Annotated in this window: 26 protein-coding genes, 1 pseudogene and 1 riboswitch; of the genes and pseudogenes, 10 read left to right on the plus strand and 17 right to left on the minus strand. The window is 43.9% G+C overall.

Annotated features, from left to right (window positions below; all coding sequences use genetic code 11):
* Positions 1 to 7 precede the first annotated feature (7 nt).
* Entirely contained in the window at positions 8 to 712 is a 705-nt protein-coding gene (locus tag DKT75_RS11415; protein WP_109823559.1) for a hypothetical protein, read from the minus strand.
* A 288-nt stretch (positions 713 to 1000) separates the two neighbouring features.
* On the opposite strand from DKT75_RS11415, the gene purH reads away from it, so the two are divergent.
* Entirely contained in the window at positions 1001 to 2575 is a 1575-nt protein-coding gene (gene purH, locus DKT75_RS11420) for a bifunctional phosphoribosylaminoimidazolecarboxamide formyltransferase/IMP cyclohydrolase (RefSeq protein WP_109823560.1), read from the plus strand.
* A gap of 57 nt (positions 2576 to 2632) precedes the next feature.
* On the opposite strand, the gene DKT75_RS11425 is transcribed toward purH, so the two are convergent.
* The 3 genes from DKT75_RS11425 to DKT75_RS11435 form a co-directional block, all read right to left on the minus strand.
* Positions 2633 to 2968 (minus strand): NIPSNAP family protein, encoded by a 336-nt coding sequence (locus DKT75_RS11425; RefSeq protein ID WP_109823561.1) that lies wholly within the window; start codon positions 2966 to 2968, stop codon positions 2633 to 2635.
* A gap of 86 nt (positions 2969 to 3054) precedes the next feature.
* Positions 3055 to 3345 carry a YkgJ family cysteine cluster protein gene (locus DKT75_RS11430; RefSeq protein ID WP_109823562.1) on the minus strand — a complete coding sequence of 97 codons (291 nt, stop codon included), beginning with the start codon at positions 3343 to 3345 and terminating at the stop codon, positions 3055 to 3057.
* Between the two features lie 399 nt (positions 3346 to 3744).
* A complete protein-coding gene (locus tag DKT75_RS11435) occupies positions 3745 to 4014 on the minus strand; it encodes a hypothetical protein (protein WP_109823563.1) in 270 nt (89 codons plus the stop codon).
* Between the two features lie 683 nt (positions 4015 to 4697).
* On the opposite strand from DKT75_RS11435, the gene DKT75_RS11440 reads away from it, so the two are divergent.
* Positions 4698 to 5216 carry a DUF6803 family protein gene (locus DKT75_RS11440; protein ID WP_109823564.1) on the plus strand — a complete coding sequence of 173 codons (519 nt, stop codon included), beginning with the start codon at positions 4698 to 4700 and terminating at the stop codon, positions 5214 to 5216.
* 73 nt (positions 5217 to 5289) lie between these two features.
* On the opposite strand, the gene tenA is transcribed toward DKT75_RS11440, so the two are convergent.
* The 4 genes from tenA to DKT75_RS11460 are packed head-to-tail and all read right to left on the minus strand — an operon-like array spanning position 5290 to position 8420.
* Positions 5290 to 5955: a thiaminase II gene (gene tenA / locus DKT75_RS11445; protein WP_109823565.1), complete on the minus strand. Its 666-nt coding sequence runs from the start codon at positions 5953 to 5955 to the stop codon at positions 5290 to 5292.
* 4 nt (positions 5956 to 5959) lie between these two features.
* Positions 5960 to 6916, minus strand: coding sequence for an ABC transporter substrate-binding protein (locus tag DKT75_RS11450; protein ID WP_109823566.1), 957 nt, complete (start codon positions 6914 to 6916; stop codon positions 5960 to 5962).
* Entirely contained in the window at positions 6913 to 7695 is a 783-nt protein-coding gene (locus tag DKT75_RS11455; protein ID WP_109823567.1) for an ABC transporter permease, read from the minus strand. The genes DKT75_RS11450 and DKT75_RS11455 overlap by 4 nt, the downstream gene beginning before the upstream one ends.
* A complete protein-coding gene (locus tag DKT75_RS11460; protein WP_109823568.1) occupies positions 7692 to 8420 on the minus strand; it encodes an ABC transporter ATP-binding protein in 729 nt (242 codons plus the stop codon). The genes DKT75_RS11455 and DKT75_RS11460 overlap by 4 nt, the downstream gene beginning before the upstream one ends.
* A 202-nt stretch (positions 8421 to 8622) precedes the next feature.
* Positions 8623 to 8740: riboswitch (TPP riboswitch) on the minus strand.
* A 413-nt stretch (positions 8741 to 9153) separates the two neighbouring features.
* On the opposite strand from DKT75_RS11460, the gene DKT75_RS11465 reads away from it, so the two are divergent.
* From DKT75_RS11465 to DKT75_RS11480, 4 genes are all read left to right on the plus strand, one after another.
* Positions 9154 to 10932, plus strand: a complete 1779-nt coding sequence (locus DKT75_RS11465; protein WP_158278849.1) for a sensor histidine kinase — start codon at positions 9154 to 9156, stop codon at positions 10930 to 10932.
* Positions 10919 to 11491, plus strand: coding sequence for a response regulator (locus DKT75_RS11470; RefSeq protein ID WP_158278850.1), 573 nt, complete (start codon positions 10919 to 10921; stop codon positions 11489 to 11491). Before DKT75_RS11465 ends, DKT75_RS11470 begins: the two co-directional genes overlap by 14 nt.
* A gap of 137 nt (positions 11492 to 11628) precedes the next feature.
* Entirely contained in the window at positions 11629 to 12630 is a 1002-nt protein-coding gene (locus tag DKT75_RS11475) for a TAXI family TRAP transporter solute-binding subunit (RefSeq protein WP_109823571.1), read from the plus strand.
* Between the two features lie 123 nt (positions 12631 to 12753).
* The gene (locus tag DKT75_RS11480; RefSeq protein ID WP_109823572.1) at positions 12754 to 14835 is read left to right on the plus strand and encodes a TRAP transporter permease; all 2082 of its coding nucleotides are present in this window, start codon (positions 12754 to 12756) and stop codon (positions 14833 to 14835) included.
* 82 nt (positions 14836 to 14917) lie between these two features.
* Here the strand turns inward: DKT75_RS11480 and kbl are convergent, their stop codons facing one another.
* Both kbl and tdh read right to left on the minus strand, forming a co-directional pair.
* On the minus strand, positions 14918 to 16108 hold the full coding sequence (kbl, locus tag DKT75_RS11485) for a glycine C-acetyltransferase (RefSeq protein WP_109823573.1): 1191 nt from the start codon (positions 16106 to 16108) through the stop codon (positions 14918 to 14920).
* Between the two features lies 1 nt (position 16109).
* Positions 16110 to 17138, minus strand: coding sequence for an L-threonine 3-dehydrogenase (tdh, locus tag DKT75_RS11490; RefSeq protein ID WP_109823574.1), 1029 nt, complete (start codon positions 17136 to 17138; stop codon positions 16110 to 16112).
* Between the two features lie 106 nt (positions 17139 to 17244).
* On the opposite strand from tdh, the gene DKT75_RS11495 reads away from it, so the two are divergent.
* Both DKT75_RS11495 and DKT75_RS11500 read left to right on the plus strand, forming a co-directional pair.
* A complete protein-coding gene (locus tag DKT75_RS11495; protein ID WP_109823575.1) occupies positions 17245 to 17832 on the plus strand; it encodes a helix-turn-helix domain-containing protein in 588 nt (195 codons plus the stop codon).
* Between the two features lie 69 nt (positions 17833 to 17901).
* Positions 17902 to 18525, plus strand: a complete 624-nt coding sequence (locus tag DKT75_RS11500; RefSeq protein WP_281271422.1) for a DsbA family oxidoreductase — start codon at positions 17902 to 17904, stop codon at positions 18523 to 18525.
* Between the two features lie 116 nt (positions 18526 to 18641).
* On the opposite strand, the gene DKT75_RS11505 is transcribed toward DKT75_RS11500, so the two are convergent.
* The 6 genes from DKT75_RS11505 to DKT75_RS11530 form a co-directional block, all read right to left on the minus strand.
* Positions 18642 to 19481 (minus strand): phytanoyl-CoA dioxygenase family protein, encoded by an 840-nt coding sequence (locus tag DKT75_RS11505; RefSeq protein WP_109823577.1) that lies wholly within the window; start codon positions 19479 to 19481, stop codon positions 18642 to 18644.
* 99 nt (positions 19482 to 19580) lie between these two features.
* Complete coding sequence (locus DKT75_RS11510; RefSeq protein WP_109823578.1) at positions 19581 to 20216, minus strand: LysE family translocator; 636 nt, start codon at positions 20214 to 20216, stop codon at positions 19581 to 19583.
* Between the two features lie 122 nt (positions 20217 to 20338).
* Positions 20339 to 21154 carry a crotonase/enoyl-CoA hydratase family protein gene (locus tag DKT75_RS11515; RefSeq protein WP_109823579.1) on the minus strand — a complete coding sequence of 272 codons (816 nt, stop codon included), beginning with the start codon at positions 21152 to 21154 and terminating at the stop codon, positions 20339 to 20341.
* Complete coding sequence (locus DKT75_RS11520) at positions 21151 to 21546, minus strand: hypothetical protein (protein ID WP_109823580.1); 396 nt, start codon at positions 21544 to 21546, stop codon at positions 21151 to 21153. The genes DKT75_RS11515 and DKT75_RS11520 overlap by 4 nt, the downstream gene beginning before the upstream one ends.
* A gap of 46 nt (positions 21547 to 21592) precedes the next feature.
* Positions 21593 to 21982 (minus strand): hypothetical protein, encoded by a 390-nt coding sequence (locus DKT75_RS11525; protein WP_109823581.1) that lies wholly within the window; start codon positions 21980 to 21982, stop codon positions 21593 to 21595.
* Between the two features lie 120 nt (positions 21983 to 22102).
* Complete coding sequence (locus DKT75_RS11530) at positions 22103 to 23428, minus strand: GGDEF domain-containing protein (RefSeq protein WP_109823582.1); 1326 nt, start codon at positions 23426 to 23428, stop codon at positions 22103 to 22105.
* Between the two features lie 241 nt (positions 23429 to 23669).
* On the opposite strand from DKT75_RS11530, the gene DKT75_RS11535 reads away from it, so the two are divergent.
* Positions 23670 to 24320 (plus strand): TenA family protein, encoded by a 651-nt coding sequence (locus DKT75_RS11535; RefSeq protein WP_109823583.1) that lies wholly within the window; start codon positions 23670 to 23672, stop codon positions 24318 to 24320.
* Positions 24321 to 24603: 283 nt separating this feature from the next.
* Here DKT75_RS11535 and DKT75_RS11540 read toward each other — a convergent pair whose 3' ends face one another.
* A complete protein-coding gene (locus tag DKT75_RS11540) occupies positions 24604 to 25131 on the minus strand; it encodes a hypothetical protein (RefSeq protein WP_109823584.1) in 528 nt (175 codons plus the stop codon).
* 291 nt (positions 25132 to 25422) lie between these two features.
* Here DKT75_RS11540 and DKT75_RS11545 point away from each other — a divergent pair.
* Positions 25423 to 26281, plus strand: a pseudogene (locus tag DKT75_RS11545) (IS110 family transposase).
* Positions 26282 to 26460: the final 179 nt, after the last annotated feature.

Below are 26460 nucleotides of genomic sequence, written 5' to 3' on the forward strand. Positions count from 1 at the left end.
GTCTCGCTTAGTAACCCATACGCTGAGTTACAACGCCGGCAGATAAATTAACAATCGGGCTTACTTCAAACACGATATTGTCATGTGTAAAAAGCATTAACTGAGCACAACGGTTAGCACCACATGACTTGCTAGCAGTATTTACAACGTTTGGCATGCTGTCAGCAAAGAACGTAAATGCTTTGTATTGGAGCTGATCCATAGAGGTCAGTGTCTGACCCGTTATGCGTTTAAACTCATCATCTATAATGCTGCGCTCTTCACCGTCATCCATAACGATACTAAGGGCGCGATCTAATTCGTCTTTTACTAATGGCGGCTGCATATTGGTGTAACGCTTGCTCGAAACCACCGCGTTCGTATCAAGGTTAACTACATTGATAACTAACTCATCAGTGGCGTAGTCGTAAGCAGTGACGTCAGTCCAACGAGCATCGCTATTGGTATCGCCTTTATCAAAGCGGTGTGTTTCAACATTTAAGAACTGAACCGTTGAGAATGATGTCGTTACTGCCGTACTCGCTGTTGCAACAGAAGCGGTACTAAGGCTACGACTCGCAAGTACTGGCGTCGTTTCAAGGCTACTCATCGCTAATGATGTTGCTTTATCGATTTCAGACTCAGAAACAGGGTCCATATTTGTCGCATGAACGCTTGTTAGAGAAAACAAAGTCGCTATCGTTACTGCTGCCAATATTTGCTTATTTTTCATTATCGATCTGAGCTTCGCTCAGCCTCAAAAGTTTATTAGTAATTGATGAGACTCAGTGTCAGCGATAACCATTTAGAAGTAAGTTGAATGCTGGATTAATGGGAAGAGTCACCTGATAAGCGGAAGTAGTTACATATTTCAGCAATAATTTATGCCTAAGCATCAAGAAATTGTCACCTAATTATCAATTTCAAAATGGTCTAGCCTTTGGACTTATGGCATACTCCTCGTACTTTTTCTGGAGTCGACCTCCAGTGACTTTAAACAGTACCTTCAAGGATTTACCCCATGTCGCAAGCTACCTCACGCCCTGTTCAAAGAGCATTAATTAGTGTTTCTGATAAAACTGGAATCGTTGAATTTGCACGTCAGTTGCATAAACACAATATCGAAATACTCTCAACGGGTGGAACAGCGAGCTTGCTTGCTAAAGAAGGCATCCCTGTTATTGAAGTCTCTGACTACACAGGTTTCCCGGAGATGATGGATGGCCGTGTTAAGACACTTCACCCAAAAATTCACGGTGGAATTTTGGCGCGTCGTGGACAAGATGATGCGGTTATGGAAGAGCACGGTATTCCGGGAATCGACTTAGTGGTTGTTAACCTTTACCCATTTGAAGCGACAGTTTCTAACCCTGACTGCTCTTTAGAAGATGCGATTGAAAATATCGACATCGGTGGCCCTACAATGGTTCGTGCAACGGCTAAAAACCACGCACACGTGACTATCGTTGTTGACCCTACTGACTATGACACGGTTGCTAGCCAGTTAGACGCTAACGACGGTGCAATCGAAGCAGATAGCCGTTTCAAAATGGCTGTGAAAGCATTTCAACACACAGCACGTTATGACGGCATGATCGCTAATTACTTGGGTAAGATCGTTGAAAATGGTAAGCCAGAAGGCTTCTCAACAACGTTTAACACTCAGTTAGTACTACAGCAGACAATGCGTTACGGTGAGAACCCTCATCAGAAAGCTGCGTTCTATGTTGAGCCAAACAATACACAATCTAACATCGCTTCTGCTAAGCAGCTTCAAGGTAAAGAACTGTCTTACAACAACATTGCAGATACAGATGCTGCATTAGAGTGTGTAAAGCAATTCGGTGATACACCAGCTTGTGTCATCGTTAAGCATGCAAACCCTTGTGGTGTTGCGATCGCTGATACGTTACTAGAAGCTTATGACAAAGCATATAAAACTGACCCTGAGTCATCTTTTGGCGGCATCATCGCTTTTAACCAACCACTAGACGCTGAAACAGCTCAAGCAATCGTTGACCGTCAGTTTGTTGAAGTGATCATCGCGCCAAGCGTACTTGATGGCGTTAGCGACATTATTGCTGCTAAGAAAAACGTTCGTTTACTAGTTTGTGGTGTATTCGGTGAATCAGCACCTTACCAAGATTACAAGCGTGTTGCTGGCGGCCTATTGGTTCAAGACAACGATAAGCTACTAACAAACGAGCTAACAATTGTGACTGCACGTGAGCCTTCTGGCGACGAGATGCGTGACCTATTATTTGCTTGGAAAGTGGCTAAGTATGTTAAATCTAATGCGATTGTTTACGCTAAAGACAGCCGTACAATTGGTGTTGGTGCTGGTCAGATGAGCCGTATCAACTCTGCGCGTATCGCAGGTATTAAGGCTGAGCACGCTGGTTTAGTGGTGCCGGGCTCAGTTATGTCTTCAGACGCTTTCTTCCCGTTTGCTGACGGTATTGAAGCTGCTGCAGAAGCAGGTATTGCGGCAGTTATCCAGCCGGGTGGCTCTATGCGTGATGCTGAGGTTATTGAAGCTGCGAATAAAGCAGGTATGGCAATGGTGTTTACTGGCATGCGTCACTTTAGACACTAAACTGAAACATGCTTAGTTAAGTGATTGAGAAGGCCGGCTTTTAGTCGGCCTTTTTTGTTAGTAAAACAGCTTTGCCTTATCCTCTACACCTTCAAATACTGGGGTAAAGAAATTGCGTTCCAAACTTATAATACACGCTGATGCCTTAGAGTACTCAAACGCCTCTTGGCAGTTGGGACAGTTTGGTATTTTATTTCGGTATTCTTCATAAGCAGCCAGGGATGGAAATGAAAAAGTTGCGTAACCAATATTGTTTGGCCCTTCATGTGGAATCAAATACCCGTGATGTAAACCGCCCATTCTGTTTACAAGGTCAATCCATAACTGACCGTAGTGCTTAAATTCTTCTATTTTTTGAGGATCAATAACGTATTTTAAAAAGCACGTAACCATTTATTTTTTCCTTTATTTATTAGTAATAAAAAGCTTATAACGAAAAATATAACACTTAAAAATTGATTAGTATTCCTTGCACAAACCTAAAAAGTATCCCTACGCTCATCAAGACACTCATAACTCCCTGTCTCAAACTCACGACATATAAACGGCCGTTTCTCATAAATAGTACAAAGCATCGTTTTCCTATCCAAAGCAGCACACCAGCCATCATCTAAGCGTAACATCGTCATTCCGCCCCACTTGTCTTTCGCTATATATTTCTCAGGCACACCCGTATCTGTAATTAGCAAAACTTCTAAGCGGCAGCAGTTCGCTTTACAGGTTGAGCACGATATTTCATCGCCTGGCCAACTGATATTTTCAATCGCCATTTTATCAGGCTCCAATTTCATTAAACAAAGCTAATCATAATAACCACTGTAAGTTGTTCCTATTTAGGCCATACTGAATTACTCCGTATGGGTATCGTAGGCAACATAGGTATCAACATATAGGAACTGCCCTCAGGTTCGCTCACGCTAACTTAAGGCTAATGCACTAAAAACTAAGGATTATTAAGATGAGTAAAGGACAAGACAGTAAAAAAGCTGTAAAGAAAGCACCACTATTAACTGCGAAAGAAAAGAAAGCAGCTAAGAAAGCAAAGAAAAATGACAGTAGTGGCATTGGTAGCTAAACAAACCAAAACAGGCTACCCAATTTCTGAGGTAGCCTGTCTGTTTAACCCTAAGTCTACAATTGTTGCAGACTTAAATAATCAATAGTTCAGATTAAGTTAGGTCAAGATTTCTTGTCAAAACTTCCGCATTTGTAATGATTCTTTTTGTGCGGTAAAGCTCTGGGTGCTTCTCTTCGTCAGAGTAACCTACCGGCTCTCCAGCATCTGTGTTTACGAACCAAGAGTTTTCTGGACTACGTACGTCTAGTAATTTTTTAAACTCAGTTGGCTTGATTTTTAGCGCTTTAGCAGCAGCACTATAAGTACAACGAGTTTTAACTTCGTTCAAGTATTCACGTATGATGGTAACTTTATCCAGCATTAGAGGGTAGTTCCTAGAATTTGACGCCGCCAGAGGCTGCGGCTTTAGTTGAGTTTTCATGTGAAAAAAACACGGAAACAAAAAAAGGGTATAACCTCCAGTATATAGCTTTGTGTACGTTTGAGATAGGCTCAAGCAGTAAAACTGTTTCTTAACACTCTCCCCACTCCCCAAAAACACCTCAATAGGCCGAAACACCTTACATCTAGCACTGAAAATACTTGTCTGTTTTTTATATTACAACGATGTAACCTACACTCGTTGCCTCAGGGTTAATTTTATATCTATAATCCTCACATGAAATTAATCCTGCTTATTTGTATAAGTTTAATGGCCAGCATGCTCCATGCAGTAGCCCTAATGCCTATTGAGGGTATGGATAATACACCTACATTTTCTGATATCAGTCACACGAGTCAACACTCACCACAGCACTCAGCAAGACATAGAGCATAGCTGCTGCCCAACTCATAGTTATGCCTGCTGTCTCGCAATGACTCTGCAAACTCATCACTTAGCCACCATGACACCCGGCTTAGATAAGGAAATTGACGTAGCAGTTTCTTTATCTAAGCCTGATCTAAGGGCTGAAACACTCTATAAACCTCCAAAGGTTGATCTCGTCTAGACAGAGAAACAATCACTTGTGGCCGTTGCCACAGAATAAAATTTGGAGCAAAAATATGAACATGACTCACTACATGGAGTTACTGGCTGTCAATCAGCCGTGGAATTTAATCATTTTTATGGGAATTCCTCTCATCTTGGCAGAAACACTGGCCATTACTGAGCTATATATCTTATTCACACGTAAATTTGAAGGCCTTGTCCACACGATTAACCGCTTCTCAGGCATCATCGTCGGTATCTATTTTGTAGGTATCATTATCTACATCGTGACTCAGGCAATTATCCCAATCACAGCCGCAGGTGAATGGCGTACAGTCATTGATATGATTGCAGTCTATACCTATGTTATTGGTGGCTTCCCTCTGGTCTGGATTGCCCTGCAAGAACTTGGTTTTGTAGACAAAAACAAGACGCGTGAAGAAAAGTTAAAAACGCATGCAATCTGCATTGCTATCTTCTTAATCTTTGGTCATATCGCAATGATTTTTGGGATGCTAGACCCTTCTATCTTAGGTCATGAAGGGATGATGAAAATGGAAGGCATGCAGGGAATGGAAGGTATGAAGCACTAATTCAAAGTGAACTAGTCTAATAATGGGCTGCCATATTATTAACAAGTATGGCAGCCCTTTTTCTATCACGAAATCACGACAAATCTAGACCCATCTGCCAGAAATCAACTTCCAAACGTGTCGCTGCTGAGAAGGTTTTACGTAAGTCTTTCAAGCGGGTATCACTCATAGCATCGCCATAACGGTTAATCCGCTCGACAAATAGATCAGCAAAGTCTTGGTACTCTTTACCGCTATACATTTCAATCCATGCAAGGTACGGATTATCGTCCGTCATATTCGCAGGATTACTGCTAATCCACTGAGCAATTTCAGCGTAACCCATGGTGCAAGGCGCCAATGCGGTATACAGATCCAACAAATCACCTGAAACACCTTTCTCAAGCACGTAGCGTGTGTACGCCATATTCGCGGTTGATTCTGGTAAGTCTTTCAGGTCGTCTTCACTCACACCCCACTGCTTACAGAACTCAATATGCAAGCCTAGCTCAACATTCACTATGGAGTTACAACACTCCAGAGCAAACCGAATATCATCAATATCAGAGCTCTTGTAGACCGCAAGACCAAAGGCGCGAGAAAACTGCACTAGGAATAAATAATCCTGCAATAAATAGTGTCTAAAACTCTCTTTAGGCAAAGACCCATCGGCAATCTGCTGTACAAAAGAGTGCTGGGTATAATCCGCCCACTCTGTTGGACACGCCTGCTTTATTTGTTCATACAAGCTGCTATTCATAATATTACTCAAGACCAAATGCGTAGTCGTCTAGTGCAGGTACTTTATCAATCAGCTTCTGCTCTAACATAAATTCTGCAAATTTATTGTAACGGGCCTTATCTAGTGCAGCTGGGCGTAGTGAGAAACGTCTCAATGTATCTTTCCATGCACGTTTATTTAACTCATTATCCAGCTTCTTTTTGTCGCTATCACGGAATATTTCCCATGCTTCATCAGGATGGTTAATGATGAATACTGTCGCTGCTTCAATGGCTGAAACAAACTTTTTCAACGCAGGGTTATCGCGCTTATCTGTATGTGTCACCAGAATCAATTCGTCATAGATAGGAACACCCTCTTCCTCAACGTAAAACGCACGACCTGGATGACCTTCGATATCCATTTGGTTCAGCTCAAAATTTCTATAAGCACCGATCACCGCATCTACTTGGCCCGTCAACAATGATGGTGATAATGACCAGTTTACATTCACTAGCTCGATATCTTTCAGCGTTAGACCATGCTTAGATAGCATTGCCTTTAGTAGTGCATCTTCAAAACCACCGACAGAGAAACCAACTTTCTTACCCTTAAGGTCAGCAATTGATTTGATGTCGCCATCTGCAAGTACAACCAACGAGTTAAGTGGCGTGCCGACCAATGTCGCGAAACGTGCTAAAGGCAAACCTTCATTCACCTGTACATGTAACTGCGGCTGGTAGCTAACGGCTATATCTGCTTTTCCCGCAGCAACAAGCTTTGGCGGAAGACTTGGATCTGCTGGCTCGATCATTTCAACGTCAAGACCTGCTTTTGTAAACAAACCCTGCTCTTGCGCAACGATTAGTGGGCCATGGTCTGGGTTAATGAACCAGTCCAAAAGCACAGTCAGTTTCTCAGCGGCCATTGCTGAACTTGAAAAAGAAGTAGCCAGTAACAAAGCACAGCAGGTACTTTGAAAGGTTTTACGAATATTCATTGACGGGGAGTTCCTTGTTGGGAGTACTGAAATTGATTATGGCGAGTCGTATCGGCTTGCCAGCTAAGTAAATTATCGAGTAAACGATTGACGCTGAAATACAGCGCCACCGAGGCGAGGCACAACAAAAATAGAGCAGCAAACATAAGGTCAGTTTGCATGCGGGCATTGGCGTGAAGCATGATGTAACCCAAGCCTTTACTTGAGCCAACCCACTCACCCACCACTGCACCAATTGGAGCAACCGCCGCGGCGACACGCACGCCAGAGGCAATCGCAGGTAACGCAGAAGGCAAACGTATGTGACGTAAAATAGCCCAATTACTTGCACCCATTGTGCGGGCGAGATCTAAGCGACTAGTCGGGGCATAACGTAAACCATCATGACAAGCAGCACTGACGGGAAAGAATATTATTAAACTCGCCATGATGATTTTAGGGGCAATACCGTAGCCAAACCACAGCGTTAATAAAGGGGCTAAGGCAAATACAGGGATCGCTTGGCTAACCACTAACACAGGTAATAGCCAGCGTCGCGCGCCATCAAAACTAATCAGCAATAAGGCGCTTAACATTCCCAGAACGCAGCCGATGAATAAACCAACGACTATCTCAACACTGGTAATCGCAAGGTTTTCAATGAGGAGTGAGAAGTTGTCTACAAACGCGACCATCACATCCCAAGGGCCGGGAAATATGAACCTTGGCGGCGCTAACACTAAGATCACTACGTGCCATGCCAGCAGTATGCCCAGTGTCGTAATAATACTTCTGATCATTGCAGGTACTCCCAAAGCTTTTGTTGGTGAGCCGTAATGGTGGGTTGGTCTAACTCGCGGGGAATAGCACTGTTAAAGCTCGCAAACTGGGAGATATTCGGTGACTTATTAGAAAGTACCAGTACCGTATGCGCTAGGCGCAAGGCTTCTTGTGGGTCATGAGTGACCAACACGACGGTACGACCCTGTAACGCCTTAGCTGAGAGATTTTGTAGCTTGTAACGACTAATCGCATCCAACTTAGAAAATGGCTCATCCATTAATACAATGGGGCAATCTTCAAATAGTGTTCTAGCGAGCGCAACTCGTTGGCGCTGACCGCCAGATAAGGTCGCTGGCATACTTGCGTGGTGCTGACTAAGCCCAACGACCTCTAAAAGCGCCAATGCTTTGCTGCTCGCATTAGTGTTTTTCTCACCTCGTAAGCGAGCACCTAACATGACGTTATCTAGGACACTTAACCATGGCATAAGACAATCATCCTGCGCCATGTAAGCGATATTATTGATACTGGACTTAAGTTGTTCGCTGTACTCAATAGTACCGCTGTCAGCTTGCTGTAAACCTGCGATTAGCCTCAGCAATGTTGATTTGCCACAACCTGACTGACCTAACAAACAAGTCCATTGCTGAGCAATGAGATCAACCGAAAGTCCGTCAAAGATCGTTGTCTTTGCAAAACTTAAGCTAATATTTTTAATACTAAGTGCGAGTGTTTGATCCATGGGCTATTTACAGCAGCCATGTGAATACTCTGCACTATTGTGCTGAACAGGAGTTTTGGGTGATATGAGGCTAAGATGAGTAACACCGAGGGTGTTTTGTAAGAGCGCTTTACTCATGATTCGAATCCCTTCTCATTGGACTATTAAGTCACATTACTGAGTCAGAAAACGAAGGTGGGGAACGCAAAAGAAGCTAACGGTAAAACGCTGCTAGATTGATTCCCTACGTCGGCATTATCCGAATCAGGTTCATCGGGACAGTCCAAAATGGAAATCTCAGCCAGCGATAATCATCGCATCAGGCACCCCGTCAATAGATAGGGAATGTACAGGTATTTGGACTTTATTGGAATAGCGTTGATTTAGTCAGTTAAGAAATGACATACATTCATAAAGAGATTGACTGGACTTTATCTGAGCTGAATCAAAAAAGCCGCTTAGCATAAGGGTGCGAAGCGGCCGGTGCGTTCCTAAGTTGTCTGATTAAGGGGTCAAATCACTTAGGGTGGTTAACGCATTAGCAGTGGTTATTTTTATTAATTGTTTGCATGGATTTAGTATAAAACAACTAGTTCGCTTTTTGTATCAATTTATAATTTATTTATTTATTCAAACAAAAAGAGACAAAACTAAGCAAATTGCCGAACAACTGTGCAAGACGCAAAACTTCCCATCCCAAACTATTCGCTATACCCTAATATCATTAACTCATCACTCTAAGTAAATGTTGTCTATGGTCAAACGCGCCCTCAGCAAACGCCACGCTCCACTGCTTTGGCTACTACTCGCCTTTGGCTTTATCGGCTTGGCCTATCTGTCACAACAGCGTTTACACCAGTTCCATTACGACCAAGAGATCAAACAAAGCCAGGAAAGCAGTCGTTTCTACAAAGCGTCACTACTAGCCTCTATGCGACGCTATGACTACTTACCTACCGTACTTAGTAGCAATAACGAGTTATTTTCATTAGCCGCTAATGACCCTGACCTCGCCAACCAAAAACTACTCACCATTCAGCAACGCTCACAAGCAGATGCGGTGTATATTTTAAATACTGACGGCATCACCATCGCGTCAAGTAACGCAGGTACACCAACCAGTTTTATGGGCAGGTCGTATGATTACCGCCCCTATTTCAAAGAAGCGATTACAGAAGGAAAAGGTAATTTTTATGGTGTTGGCGCAACGACTGCAGTGCCTGGGCTATTCGTTTCATCACGTTATCCGCTAGATTTGAGCAAACCTGCTAAAGCGGTTGTCGTGGTCAAAATCAATCTACAACCCCTGTTAGATAACTGGCTTTCAGGCACAGATACCGTCTTTGTGAGTAATGACAATGGTGTGTTAGTGCTAAGTAGTAATCACAGCTGGCTCTACAAAACATTGGGTGACATACCTACTGAGCAGCTTCAAAGCATCAAAGCACAACAGCAGTTTGCAAATGAGCCACTGACTCGCCTAGACCTTGCAGAGCAGGACCAAATCACCATCGTTAAGTTAGATGGCGCGCGCTACATACGCACTATCGTTGAAGTGGCGTCAGAGATTGGTATACAAGGTTGGACGTTGCAACACCTGACACCGTATAAAACAATCACCGACAAGACCTTTAGTGACTGGACGAAAATCATTGCGCTGTTATTGGCAGCAGTCGCGATACTACTCGCCATTCGGTTTAAAAATACCCGGGCAGAACTAAAAACATCACGCGGTGAGTCATCGCAGTTACGTGAGCTTAACCTCTCACTTAATCACGAAATCATTGAGCGTAAACAAGTTGAAGCTGAGTTAACAAAAGCCCAGATCGACTTACGAAGAACCAGTAAGTTAACCGCTATGGGACAACTTTCAGCGTCCATCACTCATGAGCTTGGCCAACCACTGTCCGCCATGCGTAACTACATCGCCACCTTACAGTTATCGACCGCCAAAAATGGTGACTCGCGTTCGGACAAAACACTCGGCAAGTTACTCTCGCTGGTTGAACGTATGACAAATGTGACTCACCAACTGCGCTACTTTGCACGCAGTGGCGATAAAGAAGTCCACCGTATCAAATTGAACAACACCATTACTGGCGCACTGAGTGTCACGCAACCCGCCATTTTAGAAGCTAAAGTTATACTTAAAATCGACTCACCTGACACGCCTGTTTATATTGTTGCGGGTGAAATACGCATGGAGCAGGTGTTAATAAACCTGATTCAAAACGCCATTCACGCCATGCAAGGCTGTGAGGATAAACGTTTGGATATTTGTATTGCTCAAACGGACACCTCCGCAGTGATGAGCGTGTCAGATACAGGCCATGGTATTTCAGAAAGTACCCTCAAAGAGTTATTCGAGCCTTTCTACTCAACTAAACCCTCAGGTATTGGTATGGGCTTAGGGTTGGCTATTTCTAGTAATATAGTGACTGAAGTCGGTGGTACACTAACCGCTGAAAACCTCGATACGGGTGGTGCTCGTTTTCTTGTAACCGTACCTTTGGCGAATGATGACTCCAAATAATACTCACAATAAGCGTTTGATAATCGTTGATGACGATTTCGATTTACGCGACTCTTTATCCGACTTCTTTTCGCACTATGAATTTGAAGTCAGTACCTTTGCATCGGGTAAAGAAATGCTCGCTCAGCTTAGTGAGGAGTTTGATGGGATTATCGTCTGCGACCTACAAATGCCCGGCATGACAGGGCTTGAGGTTGTCGAAGTGTTGAGTGAAAAAGAAAATCCACCACCACTGATATTAATGACGGCCTATGGCGATGTACCCACCGCTGTTAATGCCATGCAACTAGGGGCATTCGACTTCATCGAAAAACCCTTTGACCCTGAAAGCCTTAAGCAAAAGGTAGAGCTAGCCGCAAAACCACGACCTATTACTAGCCAAGCACATAACCTACGACAGCATGTTGAGCAGTTTGAAAAGGCACTGATTCGCCAAGCGTTGGTCGACTACGAAGGTCATATTGCTAATGTCTGTGACCACTTAAACATTCCTCGTCGTACCTTAAACGAAAAATTATTGAAGTATGACTTAAACCGTTTGGATTTCATTCGTAAATAGATAGGCGGAAATCCGCCTACTCTAAAACACTAACTGGCATAAATCCGCCTAACAGTTCTTCTCAAAACTTGTTAAATTAGACTGAGGTTATGACATGACAAAAGTCATTAACCGTTTCTTTGACTGAGGAGATCATTATGAAACTTAAGCTACGTCAGCTTTTTAGCACACTATGCGTTACAGCAATTCTTGCGGGTACAACAGCACAAGCAGATCAAAACTACACACTAGCAACAGCGAGCACCGGTGGTACGTACTACCCTGTTGGTGTGGCACTAGCTACTTTGACCAAAGTTAAGCTACAACCAACATTAAAAATCGGAATGTCTGCAATCAACTCTGCAGGTTCTGGCGAAAACGTTAAGCTAATGCGTGATGGTGAAGCACAGTTCGCAATCCTTCAAGGTTTGTACGGACACTACGCTAAGACAGGTACTGGCCCACTTGAAAAAGAAGGCCCACAGAAAAACATTCGTTCTATCACTATGCTATGGCCAAACGTTGAGCACTTTTTGATTAAGTCAGAATTTGCTAAAACAGGCACCGTTGATGACTTCCTAGCACTAAAAGAGAAGACTGTTTCACTAGGTAAGAAGAACTCAGGTACGCTTGGTTCAAACACAATGCTGCTTAAAAACCTAGGCTCAAGCCCTGAAAACTTTAACCTGATTCACATGGGTTATGGTCCAAGTTCAGACGCTTTAGCAAACAACAAAGCAGTTGGCATGAGTACACCTGCTGGTGATCCTGTTGGCGCGGTTACAAAAGCACTCGCAAGCGACAGCAAAGGTTTGACACTATTATCATTTACCCCTGAGCAAGCAGCTAAAGCTGATAACGGCATGGGCTTATGGGTGCCTTACACAATCAAAGGTGGCACATACCCAGGTATGGATGATGACTTCAACACCATCGCACAGCCTAACTTCCTAGCTGTTGATGCTAGCGTCAGCGACGAAGATGTTTACCAGATCACTAAGACAATCTTTGAAAACTTAGACTTCCTAGGCGCGATCCACAAAGCGACTAAGAAAATGAGCCACGAAAGCGCGCTTAAAGGTTTACCAATCAAGCTACACGCTGGCGCAATTAAGTACTTTGAAGAAGCAGGCGTTACGGTTCCTGACAACTTGAAATAAGCGTTTCAAAGTAAGTAACAAGTCCTCCAAGGGCTAAAAAGAGCTACTCCTTCTTTTTAGCCAACCGAGAGCCTGTCTATTCAGGCTCTCACCCTTCTTGCAATTTTACACAAGCCTACTCCTATGACTGACACTACTACTGAGCCAGAAAAACACGGCAAGATACTCTTTGTCATCGGCATCATCGTTGCCCTCATTCATTTATGGATGAATACCCTCGGCACGTTATCGTCGCTTTGGCAAAACTCGATTCACTTTGCCACCTTCATCGTAATGGCCGGCTTCATGTACCCACTGGGTAATAATGAAGAAGGACGCTTCACATTACCTGTCTGGTTAGAGGTATTTCTAACAACACTTGCAGGGGTAGCCATTCTTTGGATGGTGTTTCAAGAAGATGCAATTTATGACCGAGGCCTACGCTTAACTAGCTTCGACATCATAGTCATTTGCTACATATTATTAGTCATCACAGAGTACGTTCGACGTGCAACTGGGTGGGTTATTCCTTGTTTAATCTTTATCTCTTTAAGCTACGTCACATGGCTCGGCCCTTTAATTCCGGGTGTTATGCGATTTAGTGGTTTGAACTTTGACACAGTGCTTTTCAGAAGCACGTTTGGTGATGATGCGTTACTCGGTAGTATCGCGACCATCTCATCAAGCTTTGTCTTTATGTTTATTTTGTTCGGAGCGTTCTTACTACGTTCTGGCGGTGGTGACTTCATCATCGAACTGTCTCGTTGTGTCGCCGATAAAATGACCGGTGGTCCAGGATTTGTAGCGATATTCTCCTCTGCCCTAACCGGTATGATTTCAGGCTCTGCCGTGGCGAATACCGCCTCTACAGGTGTTATCACTATTCCGCTGATGAAAAAAGCAGGCTTCAAGGCTAAGTTTGCGGGTGGTGTAGAAGCCGCCGCATCCACAGGTGGGCAGCTGATGCCACCGATCATGGGTGCGGGTGCGTTTGTTATGGCTTCGGTCACGCAACTACCCTACTCAACTATCGTGATGTACAGCATCATGCCTGCGGTGCTTTACTTTGCTACGGTTGGTTTCTTCGTTTACCTAGAAGCACGTAAGCACGGTATCACTCAGGAAAATCAGCAAACAGTCACTGCTTGGCAGCTGCTTAAAGCAAAAGGCTGGGCATACCTATTACCGATCGTTATTTTGATCGTGTTACTTATCATTGGTTACACTCCGACTTATGCAGCGGGTCTAGCGATTCTCGCAGTGATCGCCTGCTCATGGTTTACCCCTGAACGTATGACACCAAAACGTATTTTAGAAGCCTTAGCAATGGGCTCTAAGAACATGGTGTTTACCGCTATCATAATGTTAGGTGTCGGTCTTATCGTGAGTGGAATCACTACGACAGGCGTTGGTAATACCTTCTCGCTAATGATTGCAGAGTGGTCAAACAACAATATGTTGATCGCCTTTGTACTAATTGCCATTGCGTCATTAGTACTGGGTATGGGCTTGCCTGTAACGGCTTCTTATATCGTACTCGGTACATTATCTGCGCCTGTACTATACAAGTTACTCAGCGACCAATACTTGATTCAAGCGTTTATGGATGGTCAGGTTACCGATACTCTGAAAGCGGTGTTAATGCTATCAGCACCTGAGTTGGTGGCTAAATTAGGCCAACCACTGTCTAGTATTGATGCTAATGCGCTAATGGCGGCTATCCCGCCTGACTTCATGGAAGCAACGCGTGATGAGTTACTACCGAAAGAGTTATTAGCCTCTTGCTTGCTGGCTGCTCACTTGGTTATTTTCTGGTTGTCTCAAGACAGTAACGTGACTCCACCCGTTTGCCTTGTGGCCTTTACCGCAGCAGCGATTGCAGGCTCACGACCGATGGAAACAGGGGTTCAGGCTTGGAAGATAGCGAAGGGACTTTACATTATCCCACTGCTATTTTTGTATGGCCCGTTAATCACAGGTACTTGGTTTGAGATCGGTGTTAGCTCTGTCTTTGCACTGTTTGGACTGTATGCGTTTACCGCTGCTTTCCAAGGCTTCCTTAGCTCTCATCTTGGTTGGTTGCAGCGCATCTTAGTAACGGGTGTTTCATTCTTGTTGTTATGGCCGGGCGAGTGGGTTTGGAATGCGGTAGGCCTTGTGATGTTGTTAAGCTTGATGAACATGCATCGCTTTATACCTAAGAAGAGTGTTACTGAAACGGCTTAAATTGTTGCAGTAAAGTCATAGACTTGAAATACGGGTTTGATGAAGTTAATCACTTTATCAAACCCGTTTTTTTAGGGGGCTATTAAATACCCATTTCCTTTTTAACCGCCTTAAACGCCTCAATCGCACGCTCAAGATCCGCTCGACTATGACCTGCTGAAACCTGTGTACGAATACGTGCTTTACCGTCCGGTACTACCGGAAACGAAAACGCAGTCACGTACACACCATGCGCCAGCATCCGTTCCTCAAACTCAGCAGCCACTTTCGCGTCATACAGCATCACTGGCACAATCGGATGTTCACCGGGCAATATATCCATTCCCGCAGCTTGCAAAGCATCTCGGTAATAACGAGTATTGTCACGAAGCTGCTCGCGAATATTAGTTGATGACGCTACCAATTCAAGTGCTTTAATCGCGCCAGCAACCACTGGTGGCGCAACCGTATTTGAGAACAGATAAGGCCGTGAACGTTGACGCAATAACTCCACTAACTCACGTCGTGCACTGGTATAACCGCCGCTTGCACCACCTAAAGCCTTGCCCAGCGTTCCGGTCAATATATCGATTCGTCCCAGTACGCCACAGTGCTCATGACTCCCCTTACCGTTTTCACCAATAAACCCAGTGGCGTGGCAGTCGTCTATATGCACCATCGCACCGTACTTATCCGCCAGGTCACAAATCTGATCAAGCTTGGCAATGTAGCCATCCATAGAAAAAACACCATCAGTCGTGATTAACTTGTGACGTGCGCCATCAGCAACAGCCTTTTGCAGGCATTCTTCCAGTGCTTCCATATCGTTGTTTGCGTAGCGGTATCGCTTCGCCTTACATAAACGAACACCATCAATAATGCTCGCATGATTTAGTGCATCTGAAATCACGGCATCTTCTGGGCCGAGTAAGGTTTCAAACAAACCACCATTAGCATCAAAGCAAGACGGATACAAAATGGTATCTTCAGTCCCTAGAAACTCAGTCAACTGGTTTTCCAGTTGCTTATGAATGTCCTGCGTACCACAAATAAAACGCACTGAAGCCATGCCATAACCATAATCTTCCAAGCCTTGCTTGGCCGCCGCATTGACTTCAGGATGCTGCGCCAACCCCAAATAGTTATTAGCGCAAAGGTTGAGTAACTCTTTACCATCAGCCAGTGTCACACTCGCATTTTGCGGGCTAGTAATAATGCGTTCGTTTTTAAACAAACCAGCCGCTCTGATCGCATCCAATTGTTCAGCATAAAAATTGCGTGTATTCGTATCCATATTAATCTTCCCAATTCAGAATGACTTTACCTGCTTTACCACTATTCATCGCTTCAAAGCCTTTTTCAAATTCTGTGTAATGTAGGCGGTGAGTAATGATTGGGCTCAAATCCAATCCAGACTCCACCATCATCGACATTTTGTACCATGTGTCGTACATCTCCCGACCGTAAATACCTTTGATTGTCAGCATGCTAAAAATCACCCTATTCCAATCGATCTGTGTGTTTTCAGTCGGAATGCCTAGTAAGGAAATTTTACCGCCGTGAGTCATATTAGCGATCATGTCATTGAGTGCCTGTGGGCTACCCGACATCTCCAGACCCACATCAAACCCTTCCAACATACCCAGTTCTTTTTGTACGTCTTTGAGGTTTTCTTCCGTAGCCTGTACCAGTCGGGTAGCGCCCAGTTTCTTCGCTAACGCCAAGCGGTAAGGGTTAATGTCCGTGACTACGATATTGCGCGCGCCAGCATGTTTTGCAACGGCAGCCGCCATACAGCCAATCGGCCCTGCGCCAGTAATCAAAACATCCTCACCAAGTAATGGCCATTGCAATGCGGTATGAGTTGCGTTACCAAAAGGATCAAAAATCGCTGCAATGTCCTTATCAATATTGGGACGATGCAGCCAGATGTTTGCCATGGGTAGCGCAATGTATTCTGCGAATGCACCCGTGCGATTCACACCGATACCAGAAGTGTTTGGGCAAAAATGACGCTTACCCGCCATGCAATTACGACAGCGACCACACACTACATGCCCTTCTCCCGATACTATTTGACCGGGATAAAAGTCCACCACGTTCGAGCCTACATCGACTATTTCACCAACGAACTCATGTCCAACCGTCATTGGTATCGGAATGGTTTTTTGCGCCCATTCGTCCCAATTGTAAATGTGTAGATCGGTTCCGCAAATGGCGGTGCGTTGGACTTTAACGAGTACGTCATTAATGCCCATTTTTGGCATTTCGACCTGCTTCATCCATAAGCCAACTTCGGCTTTCGTTTTAACGAACGCTTTCATCACCAAGCACCACAGTAGAATTAATTCCACTAAGTTGCCATAAAATATCAACACTATGCAAGAATTAAATATGCTATATTGCCTTTTTTAGTTATCGGACTACCCTATGAGCGACGTACACCTCGATTCGTTAGCCGAACGTCTTAAGCAGTATCGTAAGGTGCAGCAGTGGACGCTGGAACAGTTAGCGGAGAACTCTGGCGTCAGTCGGTCGATGCTGAGTCAGATAGAGCGCAACAAGGCTAACCCAACGTTAGGCGTCGCTTGCCGAATCGCTCAAGCATTGGGTATATCGATTGCAGAGTTGGTGGAAGAGCCTTGGACACAACCCACGATAGCGGTGGTGCGCGGCGATGACCCAGACAACGTGATGCGTGATGATGACAACGGGCATGTAAAAATGCTCAGTCCTGCAAGCTCAGAGACGACGGAGTTTTACCGACTTACGCTACCGATAGCCGCACAACTGAACAGTAAGCCGCACTTCAAGGGAACTTGGGAGATTTTGACGGTTCATAGTGGCAAGGTAGAAGTTATTTCGGGGCATGATACTGCGCAACTAAATGCAGGTGATACAGCGTATTACCAAGCAGACCAGAACCACCGAATCATTAACCGTAGCGACGGTGAGAGTGTTTTGTACATGATCAATTGTGCAGATGCCCCCAATGCTAGCGGTTACCAGAGAATTTGATGTGACGAGAAGTCACTTTTTTATCTATTAAATTAGAACGGATTTAACATAAAAAATTTAAAAATCGACATCGTTTCGGACGTAATGTGCCCTTGGTGCATCGTTGGATACAAAGGTTTAGAGACTGCACTAGAGCAGATTGGCCCAGACATTAAAGCAGACATCACATGGCTTCCGTTTGAGCTAAACCCTCAGATGCCCGCTGAAGGTCAGGATATGGAAGAGCATATCATTGAGAAATATGGCATTACCGCAGAGCAAAGTGCGCAAAACAGAGAAGTGCTTTCTCAGCGCGGCAAAGACGCTGGTTTCGAGTTTAAGTTTGGACCAGACATGCGCATGATCAACAGCTTCGATTTGCATCGTTTATTAGCGTGGGCGAAAGATCAGGGTAAGCAGCACGAACTACAAATGGCATTTTTTGATGAGCACTTCACTGAAAACACGCCGTTAGATAAAAATGAAAACCTAATCAAGATTGTTAATGCTATTGGGCTTGATGGTGCAGCAGCACAGAAGGTTTTGGACTCGGATGAGTATGCTGAGCAAGCACGCACAGAGCAACGATTTGCTTTGGAGAATGGGATTAATGCCGTTCCTTCATTCATCATCAATGACAAGCATTTGATCTCGGGCGGCCAAAGCTCTGATACGTTTAAGCAAGCGTTGCAACAGATAGCTGCGGAAGCATAAAGGACTCCACGCAGGGTACGAAGCAACTTAGGTTGCAGTAGGTATCTTAGTCTTTGAAAATGGGTTTAACAGCGTTAGTCACGTTGTTAAACCCATTTCTTTTTGAGGGGTTGAAATTAGGCTTCAAAGCCTCGTAGCGGCAATCGTTCGGACTGCAGCCAGTTCTCAGCGGCATACTCACACTGACCATCAGTCACATGCAAGGTAAACGCCTGACGTGACTTAGCAGAACGGTTTGGTGCGCTGTAGTGCGGCAAATACCCTTGGAACATCACCAAACTACCCGCTTTGACTTCAACGGGCGTACCACTACTTTCAGTGGGCCATGGCGTATCATCTAAGCTCACCATGGTTGTTTGATTGCCGTCTAAGTTAAACCGCTCTCTCAGCGGGCCTAAATGCCCTTCTGGCTCTACCCATAAACAGCCGTTTTCGAGCGTCGCATCTTCAACCGCAAACCACAGTGTAATCACGCTTTTTGGTGTCGTATAAAAGAACGTTGCATCTTGATGCCAGTTAACCACACCGCCAATATTTGGCTGCTTAAATATATACATCGACTGACGAATTTGCGGTGTTTTCATACCCAGATCAGACATCAATTCGCCGAGCAGCTTTTGATGGCTGAACTCACTAAACACAGGGTCTAACTCATGCAATGCATGGCCAATTTTATTGATACATAAAGAACGATCTTGGACTAATTCACGCTCCTCGTTAAACGCATCCTCTTCAAAAAAACAGCGTATCTGTTCAGCGGAATTGAGAAAGTACGAGTCATCACTGCGGTCATTATCATTCGTCGTAAACACATGATCAGGACTATCTTCAGACCACTCCTCGACCAACTCACTAGCACGCTGCTTTATCGCATCAATTTGGGCTAAAGGAATAACGTCGTTGAGGACAATGAAACCCTGCTCATCGTAATGCTTGATTTGTTCTGTCGATAACATCGTTGTTTACCTAATTAATTGAGCTGAAAATATCTTATAAGTTCAGAGCTTGAGAAAGTAGACACATAACCAAGCTCGCGCTTTTGTCACCACTACGAACTACTTCTGATCATCCAGTATTAGCTTAAGACCAAGAAATACCAACACCGCCCCTGTGACACCTTCCATCCATCGCATCGCTGAGTTACTCGCAAACAGTCGCTTAGCAGAGCTAACCATGCCTGCTATTCCACACTGCCACAGCATCGCAATCACAAAGTGAATGGACGCCATGATCATCGACTGAAGAAATGGCGAGTGTTGAGGGTCAATAAACTGCGGTAAAAATGCTAGATAAAACACGGCAGTTTTAGGGTTCAAAACGTTTGAAAGAAAACCCTCTTTCAACGACCGGTTCGCATTAAATACATTGCTTGCTGCGTCATTGATCGCCATACCCGCATGACCTTTAAACGCTGCACGCAAGCCACCGATACCTAACCAAATCAGGTAAGCCGCACCAATCCATTTCATCGCCTGAAACAACTCAGCCGACTGGAGTAAGATCGCTGAAATACCGATCGCTGAAAACGTCGCATGAACAAATAGCCCAAGGCAAATACCAAGGCTTGTGACCACACCGTCTTTACCGCCCGAACGACTGGTATTGCGTATGACAAGCACCGTGTCGATACCAGGTACTATGGTCAATAATGTGATCGCCACGAGAAAGGCTTCAACGTTTAAAATATACATTTATTTAAGTCCGTAAATACAGCAGTTGAATAAGTTTAATGACTGTTTTTTGTATCACAGTTAGTGTCTTAAAAACAATACTCCAAATACTGTAGCGGCCGCTAAATCACTACATTCGCCTCTTATTTAAAACTAGTACGTTCAATAAAGGGTTTAGGCTTGTCGCCTTTAGATAAACCATTAGCCATAGCGATACGCTGATTTTTACGACCTAGTAGCCGCAACTGGGTTATTCGCTCCCAAAGCAGTGCGCCTCGCGTATCTTTTTTCCATGTTTTCTTAAACAAATATTTAGTCGCGGCAATAGCATCCGGACTTTTCTCACAAATGGTATTAGCAAGCACTACAGCGTCAGCAAGTGGCTCGTCACTAACTTTGCTGACAAGACCATAAGCCTCACCCTCTAAGCCACTAAAGACACGCCCCGTCATCGTTAGCTCTTGAGCAATATCAACACGGGTTAACCGAGACAGCACCACCATGCTGCTCATGTCAGGAATCAGCCCCCACTTCATTTCCAAAATACACAGCTTAGCCGTTGGCGTAGCGATTCGGTAATCACAGGCTAAAATGATTTGTAGACCGCCACCCATACAGTTTCCATGCACCGCAGCAATCACGGGGATTGGTAGATCACGCCAGATATGAGCGGCACGCTGGAACATATTGTCCTTAGTCCACGGCAACTTGGCAAAAAACTTAGGCACCATAGACGGTGTTTTAGAAACCGCACCAAAGTCTAAACCTGCACAAAAAGAAGGCCCGTTACCAGAGATAATCACACAACGAATACTTCGATCTTTACGGATGAGCTTAGCTGTTTTAACTAAGCCTACAAACATATGCTGATCTAGACCATTATGCTTGCTAGGTCGGTTGAGCGTCACATAGGCTATTTTGTTTTTTACTTCGAGCAGTACACAGGCTTCAGTCGTCATGATGCGTTTTTATACTGCTTAAAGGTGTCTTTACGACCAAGAATATCAAAACTGAAACCAATGTAATTATCATCACCTATGTACAATTTTCTTGGTCTAATCATGAGAAATGAAAGCAATTCAGTCTTCAAAATATGTGACGAGATTTTTTTCGGTAAATAACCTATCGGTCTTTCGACTTGACCAAAAAATCCTTTCCTTTTGGCGAAGATAGCAATCGCATTAGGATCGTTTGGGTTAGTTGGATCAGCTCTCAATGTAAATGCAACCACAGCATCCTTCTTCAGCACTTTCATGAAGTTATCTTTTTTATCTTGGATACCTTCGATACCAAACTCTTTTTCATAAACCCGAAAGTTCTCTGGTATTTCAAAGTTGAAGTATTCTTTCATTGATGCGGCACTCCCTTGGGCCTATGTGATTAACAACATGATCACATTACACGCTTTTATACTGAGTGTATTTATCTTTAGGGCCAAGAATATCGAAGCTAAAGTCGATCACTTCATCACTGAAAAACGATCTTTTAGGTCTAATAATAAGAGCGTTGAGTAACCCAGTATCCGCAATGTACGACGATATTTTTGCAGGTACGAAACCTATCGGTTTTTCAACATCACCAAAAAAACCTTTTCGCTTCGCAATGATCGCAATCGCATTTGCGTCTTTAGGGTTCTTCGTATCATGCACCATGGAGAAGGTTAACTCAGTGCCTTTTTTACTCAGCGAAATGAAGTTTTCTCTTTTGTATTGAATACCTTCTATACCAAACTCAGCTTCAAAAATTCTAAAATCTGTTGGTATTTCAATGCTGTAGTATTTTTTCATTGGCGAGACACTCCCTTAGCACTATGCGTATGACTGTATGTTTAGATGACTTATTCTAACCAGATTATATCGTTAATCGCAAAGGGAGTAACAGAGCCCAGCCACTCTAATCCATAAAGTCTATTCCGCCACGAACTGGTTTCGACCGCCTCGCTTGGCCACATACAATCGCTGATCTGCCATGGCATAAAGGTCAGCTTGAGAAGCGCCTTTTTGAGGAACATACCCTGCTACCCCCATGCTCAACGTAATATGACTAGCAACCGTAGAAGCACTGTGCGGAATAGCCTGCTCCTGAAGCTCCAAGAGGAAACGCTGAAGCTTTGGTAAGATCTGGTCTGGGTGGGTATTTGGAAAAATGAGCGCAAACTCTTCGCCACCGACTCTTGCCGCAAGGTCAGGCGCTCTATTCGCTATCTTTCCCCAGTGCTCAGCAACACTCTTGAGACAGGCATCACCTTGAGCGTGTCCATAGGTATCGTTGTATTGTTTAAAGAAATCAATATCGCCAATGACAACCGTCAAGGGACGACCTTCTTGCACACATCGAGACCATTCAGCCGTTAGTATTTGGTCAAACTTTCTTCTATTCGCAAGATTAGTCAATGCATCTTTCTCGGCAAGTACGCTTAGCTTTTCATTATCTTGCTGAAACTTTTGATCACGCGCTTCGTAATGATGCAAGGTATCTAATAACTTGGACCTTGACGCTCCAACTAGCTGACTCATCGCTAGAGGTGTTTCAATAAATCGTGAAAAGTTTCTTCTAAATACTAAATAAAACAACAGCATTGGCACACTAAAACAACCAGCAATAACCGCCTTACCTAAAACATTGCCAAAAATAATATGCACAAGGTCGGGACTCACACCAAAGGCAAATAAGGGGAACAGCACACCATCCAAACAAAGCACTAAGAAAAATACCAGCGTGTAGATAAAGGCAAGCGTCGAAGGATTCGTTGTAAACTTGCGAACTTGTAAGAAGATAAATAGTAGCAGTAACACTTCAAACACAATCAGGCTGCCACCCAGCATAAGCACCCACAGTGCCACTTGGAAGACTTCTGGATTGACTTGAAAAGGATTTAATACAAACTCTGACTCAAGTACCCAAGAGAGAAAGTTAAAGCCCAAGAAAATAAAGAGCTTAACCGTTATCACCATGCGGAGAATATTGACGAAAGTACTAACTTTTCGCTCAGTAATGATTAGCATGACGACGGTCATCATAAAAGCGCCGTAGGCCAAGTTCCCACCTGAAATATTCAACCCTTCGGTGAGTGGAAAAGAATAGATAGCACCGGCCAATACGCCAACGACTAAGATGAGAGCGGCATAACAATAGAGTGTAGCTGCGCGTAGATTGCTACTTATTGTTGATAAATACAGTGGGAATATTGAATACAGCCCTATATTCAATAAAAAAGCCTTTAATACGTCCATTGCTTACTCAGCCCTCCATGCCAATGCTTTAGAAACGAGCCTGCATCCTACAGGATTAGCTATGGCAACGTTATTAGCGTCATTACTCATAACGCTAAACCGCTCTCCCCCGTATTAATCGTCATAAGCTGTTTATGATCTGTATTTCATACCTATAAAAAGAGCATTTTGGTATTAGCTATGATGTGTAATTTGCTATCATCTACTCACCCAAAAACTAGATACTTCAGAGTGAGAACTAATGCGCCCCAGTGAACAGCTAAGAACGGCAAACATCGACGATTGGCAAGCAGCAACTAACCACCCTTTCTGCTTAGAACTCGCGAGTGGTACATTGCCGCTTGAAAAGATGCGCACTTATTTAGCTCAAGACTATACGTTTATAGATAACTTTATCCGCCTAGCCTCCTCTGCTATTCACCATGCGCCAACACTGCCTGACAGACTACCGCTAGCGGCATTTCTTGGCATTATTGCTGGGCCAGAAAACACCTACTTCCAACGTTCGTTTGAAGCGATTAATGTCAGTGATGTTGATAGAACCAACCCTGAGCTATTAGCACCTACTCGTGACTTTCAAGCGTTGATGCTTAAGGCTGCTAAAAGCGGTCAATATGCGAATATGGTTGCTGTGCTATGTGTGGCTGAGTGGGTATACCTTAGCTGGGCTGACCAAGTTGAGTATGACAGTGAAACACTTCCTTTCTACTTTCAGGAGTGGGTCACGCTTCATAAAGGGGAATACTTTGAGTCGGTGGTTGAGCACTTACGTGGGCAGCTTGATCGGGCTTATGAAGTGGCGGATGAGGCTGGGAAAGTTGAGATTGGAGATTACTTTCAGCAGGCGGTGACGCTGGAGAGGCAGTTTTTTGATGGGTGTTATAACAGCTGATTATAAAGATTCGTTTAGGTAAACCACATAAGCAAACTTGTTAAATGGTTATACCTTAGCTGGGATGACTGAGTTGAATAGAATAGTGAAACACTGGCTTTCAACCTTCACGGGTTGAATGGATCAGAGGTTGTGACGTTTAACTATACAGAGTGTCTACAGTTTATGGGTAACACGGCAACATAACGCCGCATTAAGCGGACTAAAATGGTGGGTTATAATGTGTAGCGAAGCGAAACGTAATCCACTGTTTTAGTTCCGTTTAATTGCCTTGTTAGCAATTTTACCACAAGGTATCAAGTTCAGCTTTTGATGTTCCACCATTTGGGTGTTTTGCTTGAATGACAACTTGTGGTTCATTGTCTATTTCTAATAATGAATTAACCATTTGATTCGCAACACCACCAAAGGTAATTATTTTTCTATATTCCTTTGTATTTAGAATTACTTTTAATCTGTAGGCACACGAATTAATAGCTACACCATTAGGCGCTAGATCACGAGTTCCTTCACCTTCATTTCCAGGAAAACATTGAACCGAGTTTACAATATCGAAGTCAGCTCTACTTTTACCAACTCTCTCCCAAGACAGTTCAATTCGCCTACCAGCAGTACCTCCGATTTCGACTGTAGGTTGAATAGCCCTTCCAACTCTCCATTCAACATTACCGGGGGCTTGGAAAACCAATAGAGTATCGCTATTGTTGTTTTCAAATTCTACTGGAGGCGAGTTTCTATTAGTTCTCTGATTTACACTCAAATTTTCTTGGTTGTAATATGGACACTTCTCACAATTTGAATCATACGTCACGAAACTACTCCTGATTGCTAACGCCTTGCACAGTGGAAAAATACGAGCGCGAGCGAGTAGTTTTTCCAATGCTGCAACTTGTATGGTTGAGAAATTAAAAAAACGGGTAAACTGAGACCCACCTTTAGTTAGCTCCTAAAGGCCATTATGTAGTAGCTCGGTGCAGCAACGGCTTACTCTTTTTCAAGAGATACCGATAACAAGTATGAGCGCTACATAACTCATTAGATAATAACTCGAACAGTCATTAGGGTCTCAGAACCCGTATAGCAAGTCGGAGTCCATCTTATCATGAATATTGAGCAAGAAATCAATGTAGGGATCGATACTAGCAAAACACAATTGGATATTTACGTACGTCCTGTTGGCGATTATTTTAGTGTCGAAAACAATTCTCAGGGGATCAAAGAAGCCCTGAAACGAATCAAAGCTTATCAACCCACACGCATCATCATCGAAGCCACAGGGCGCTTAGAACTGCCTTTAGCTTGCGCTGCAACCAAAGCAAACTTACCCATTGTTGTAGCCAATGCACTCCAGGTACATAAGTTTGCAGCATCCACTGGAAAGCTAGCTAAAACAGATCAGTGACTTACTCGCTAGGCGAAGTCAGCTAATCGATATACGAACCATGGAGAAAAACAGGGACAGCATTATGCCTAAAGAAATAAAGGCATCCATCCAACGAGTGATAAAAAACCTACAAAAAGAAATCGTATGGGTCGAAGAAAAGCTGGATAAACTGATCGATGAGACACCCGATTGGAGCAAAACCTTAGCCATTCTCTTAAGTGTAAAAGGCGTGGGTAAAGTCCTCGCTTATACACTCCTCAGCGATCTGCCAGAACTAGGTCAACTTAATCGTAAAGAAATAGCAGCATTGGTAGGTCCCGCGCCAATGAATAGAGAAAGTGGTGCTTATCGTGGCAAAAGACGCATACGAGGAGGACGAGCCAGAATCCGAACGGTCATGTTCATGGCCATGATGTCGACGATACAATCTAACGATAAATTCAAGCACGAATATCAGCGTTTGGTTGCCAAAGGAAAACCTAAAAAAGTAGCACTTATCGCGTGTATGAGAAAGATGATTACCATCCTCAACACCATGGTAAAAAATGGTGAACGATGGAATGAAAAGTTAGCTTAAACGATTGACTTAGAACCACAGTCTCTTGTTAGCAATCATTTGAGCAACAAAATATGTAATGTTTTATATCATCAATAAGATCAAATGCTGAGTTGCCCATAATTTGTTCCATTTCTTTCATTCGTCTCGGTTGTTTTGGAGGATTGCTACCTGTCCAAGTGAACATATTACCCGATAAC

The sequence above is a fragment of the Leucothrix arctica genome (assembly GCF_003172895.1).
Lineage (GTDB): Bacteria > Pseudomonadota > Gammaproteobacteria > Thiotrichales > Thiotrichaceae > Leucothrix > Leucothrix arctica.

Coding starts and splice junctions, on each gene's coding strand:
- DKT75_RS11415 (WP_109823559.1), bottom strand. CDS start 712: ATGAAAAATAAGCAAATATTGGCAGCAGTAACGATAGCGACTTTGTTT.
- purH (WP_109823560.1), top strand. CDS start 1,001: ATGTCGCAAGCTACCTCACGCCCTGTTCAAAGAGCATTAATTAGTGTT.
- DKT75_RS11425 (WP_109823561.1), bottom strand. CDS start 2,968: ATGGTTACGTGCTTTTTAAAATACGTTATTGATCCTCAAAAAATAGAA.
- DKT75_RS11430 (WP_109823562.1), bottom strand. CDS start 3,345: ATGGCGATTGAAAATATCAGTTGGCCAGGCGATGAAATATCGTGCTCA.
- DKT75_RS11435 (WP_109823563.1), bottom strand. CDS start 4,014: ATGCTGGATAAAGTTACCATCATACGTGAATACTTGAACGAAGTTAAA.
- DKT75_RS11440 (WP_109823564.1), top strand. CDS start 4,698: ATGAACATGACTCACTACATGGAGTTACTGGCTGTCAATCAGCCGTGG.
- tenA (WP_109823565.1), bottom strand. CDS start 5,955: ATGAATAGCAGCTTGTATGAACAAATAAAGCAGGCGTGTCCAACAGAG.
- DKT75_RS11450 (WP_109823566.1), bottom strand. CDS start 6,916: ATGAATATTCGTAAAACCTTTCAAAGTACCTGCTGTGCTTTGTTACTG.
- DKT75_RS11455 (WP_109823567.1), bottom strand. CDS start 7,695: ATGATCAGAAGTATTATTACGACACTGGGCATACTGCTGGCATGGCAC.
- DKT75_RS11460 (WP_109823568.1), bottom strand. CDS start 8,420: ATGGATCAAACACTCGCACTTAGTATTAAAAATATTAGCTTAAGTTTT.
- DKT75_RS11465 (WP_158278849.1), top strand. CDS start 9,154: ATGGTCAAACGCGCCCTCAGCAAACGCCACGCTCCACTGCTTTGGCTA.
- DKT75_RS11470 (WP_158278850.1), top strand. CDS start 10,919: ATGACTCCAAATAATACTCACAATAAGCGTTTGATAATCGTTGATGAC.
- DKT75_RS11475 (WP_109823571.1), top strand. CDS start 11,629: ATGAAACTTAAGCTACGTCAGCTTTTTAGCACACTATGCGTTACAGCA.
- DKT75_RS11480 (WP_109823572.1), top strand. CDS start 12,754: ATGACTGACACTACTACTGAGCCAGAAAAACACGGCAAGATACTCTTT.
- kbl (WP_109823573.1), bottom strand. CDS start 16,108: ATGGATACGAATACACGCAATTTTTATGCTGAACAATTGGATGCGATC.
- tdh (WP_109823574.1), bottom strand. CDS start 17,138: ATGAAAGCGTTCGTTAAAACGAAAGCCGAAGTTGGCTTATGGATGAAG.
- DKT75_RS11495 (WP_109823575.1), top strand. CDS start 17,245: ATGAGCGACGTACACCTCGATTCGTTAGCCGAACGTCTTAAGCAGTAT.
- DKT75_RS11505 (WP_109823577.1), bottom strand. CDS start 19,481: ATGTTATCGACAGAACAAATCAAGCATTACGATGAGCAGGGTTTCATT.
- DKT75_RS11510 (WP_109823578.1), bottom strand. CDS start 20,216: ATGTATATTTTAAACGTTGAAGCCTTTCTCGTGGCGATCACATTATTG.
- DKT75_RS11515 (WP_109823579.1), bottom strand. CDS start 21,154: ATGACGACTGAAGCCTGTGTACTGCTCGAAGTAAAAAACAAAATAGCC.
- DKT75_RS11520 (WP_109823580.1), bottom strand. CDS start 21,546: ATGAAAGAATACTTCAACTTTGAAATACCAGAGAACTTTCGGGTTTAT.
- DKT75_RS11525 (WP_109823581.1), bottom strand. CDS start 21,982: ATGAAAAAATACTACAGCATTGAAATACCAACAGATTTTAGAATTTTT.
- DKT75_RS11530 (WP_109823582.1), bottom strand. CDS start 23,428: ATGGACGTATTAAAGGCTTTTTTATTGAATATAGGGCTGTATTCAATA.
- DKT75_RS11535 (WP_109823583.1), top strand. CDS start 23,670: ATGCGCCCCAGTGAACAGCTAAGAACGGCAAACATCGACGATTGGCAA.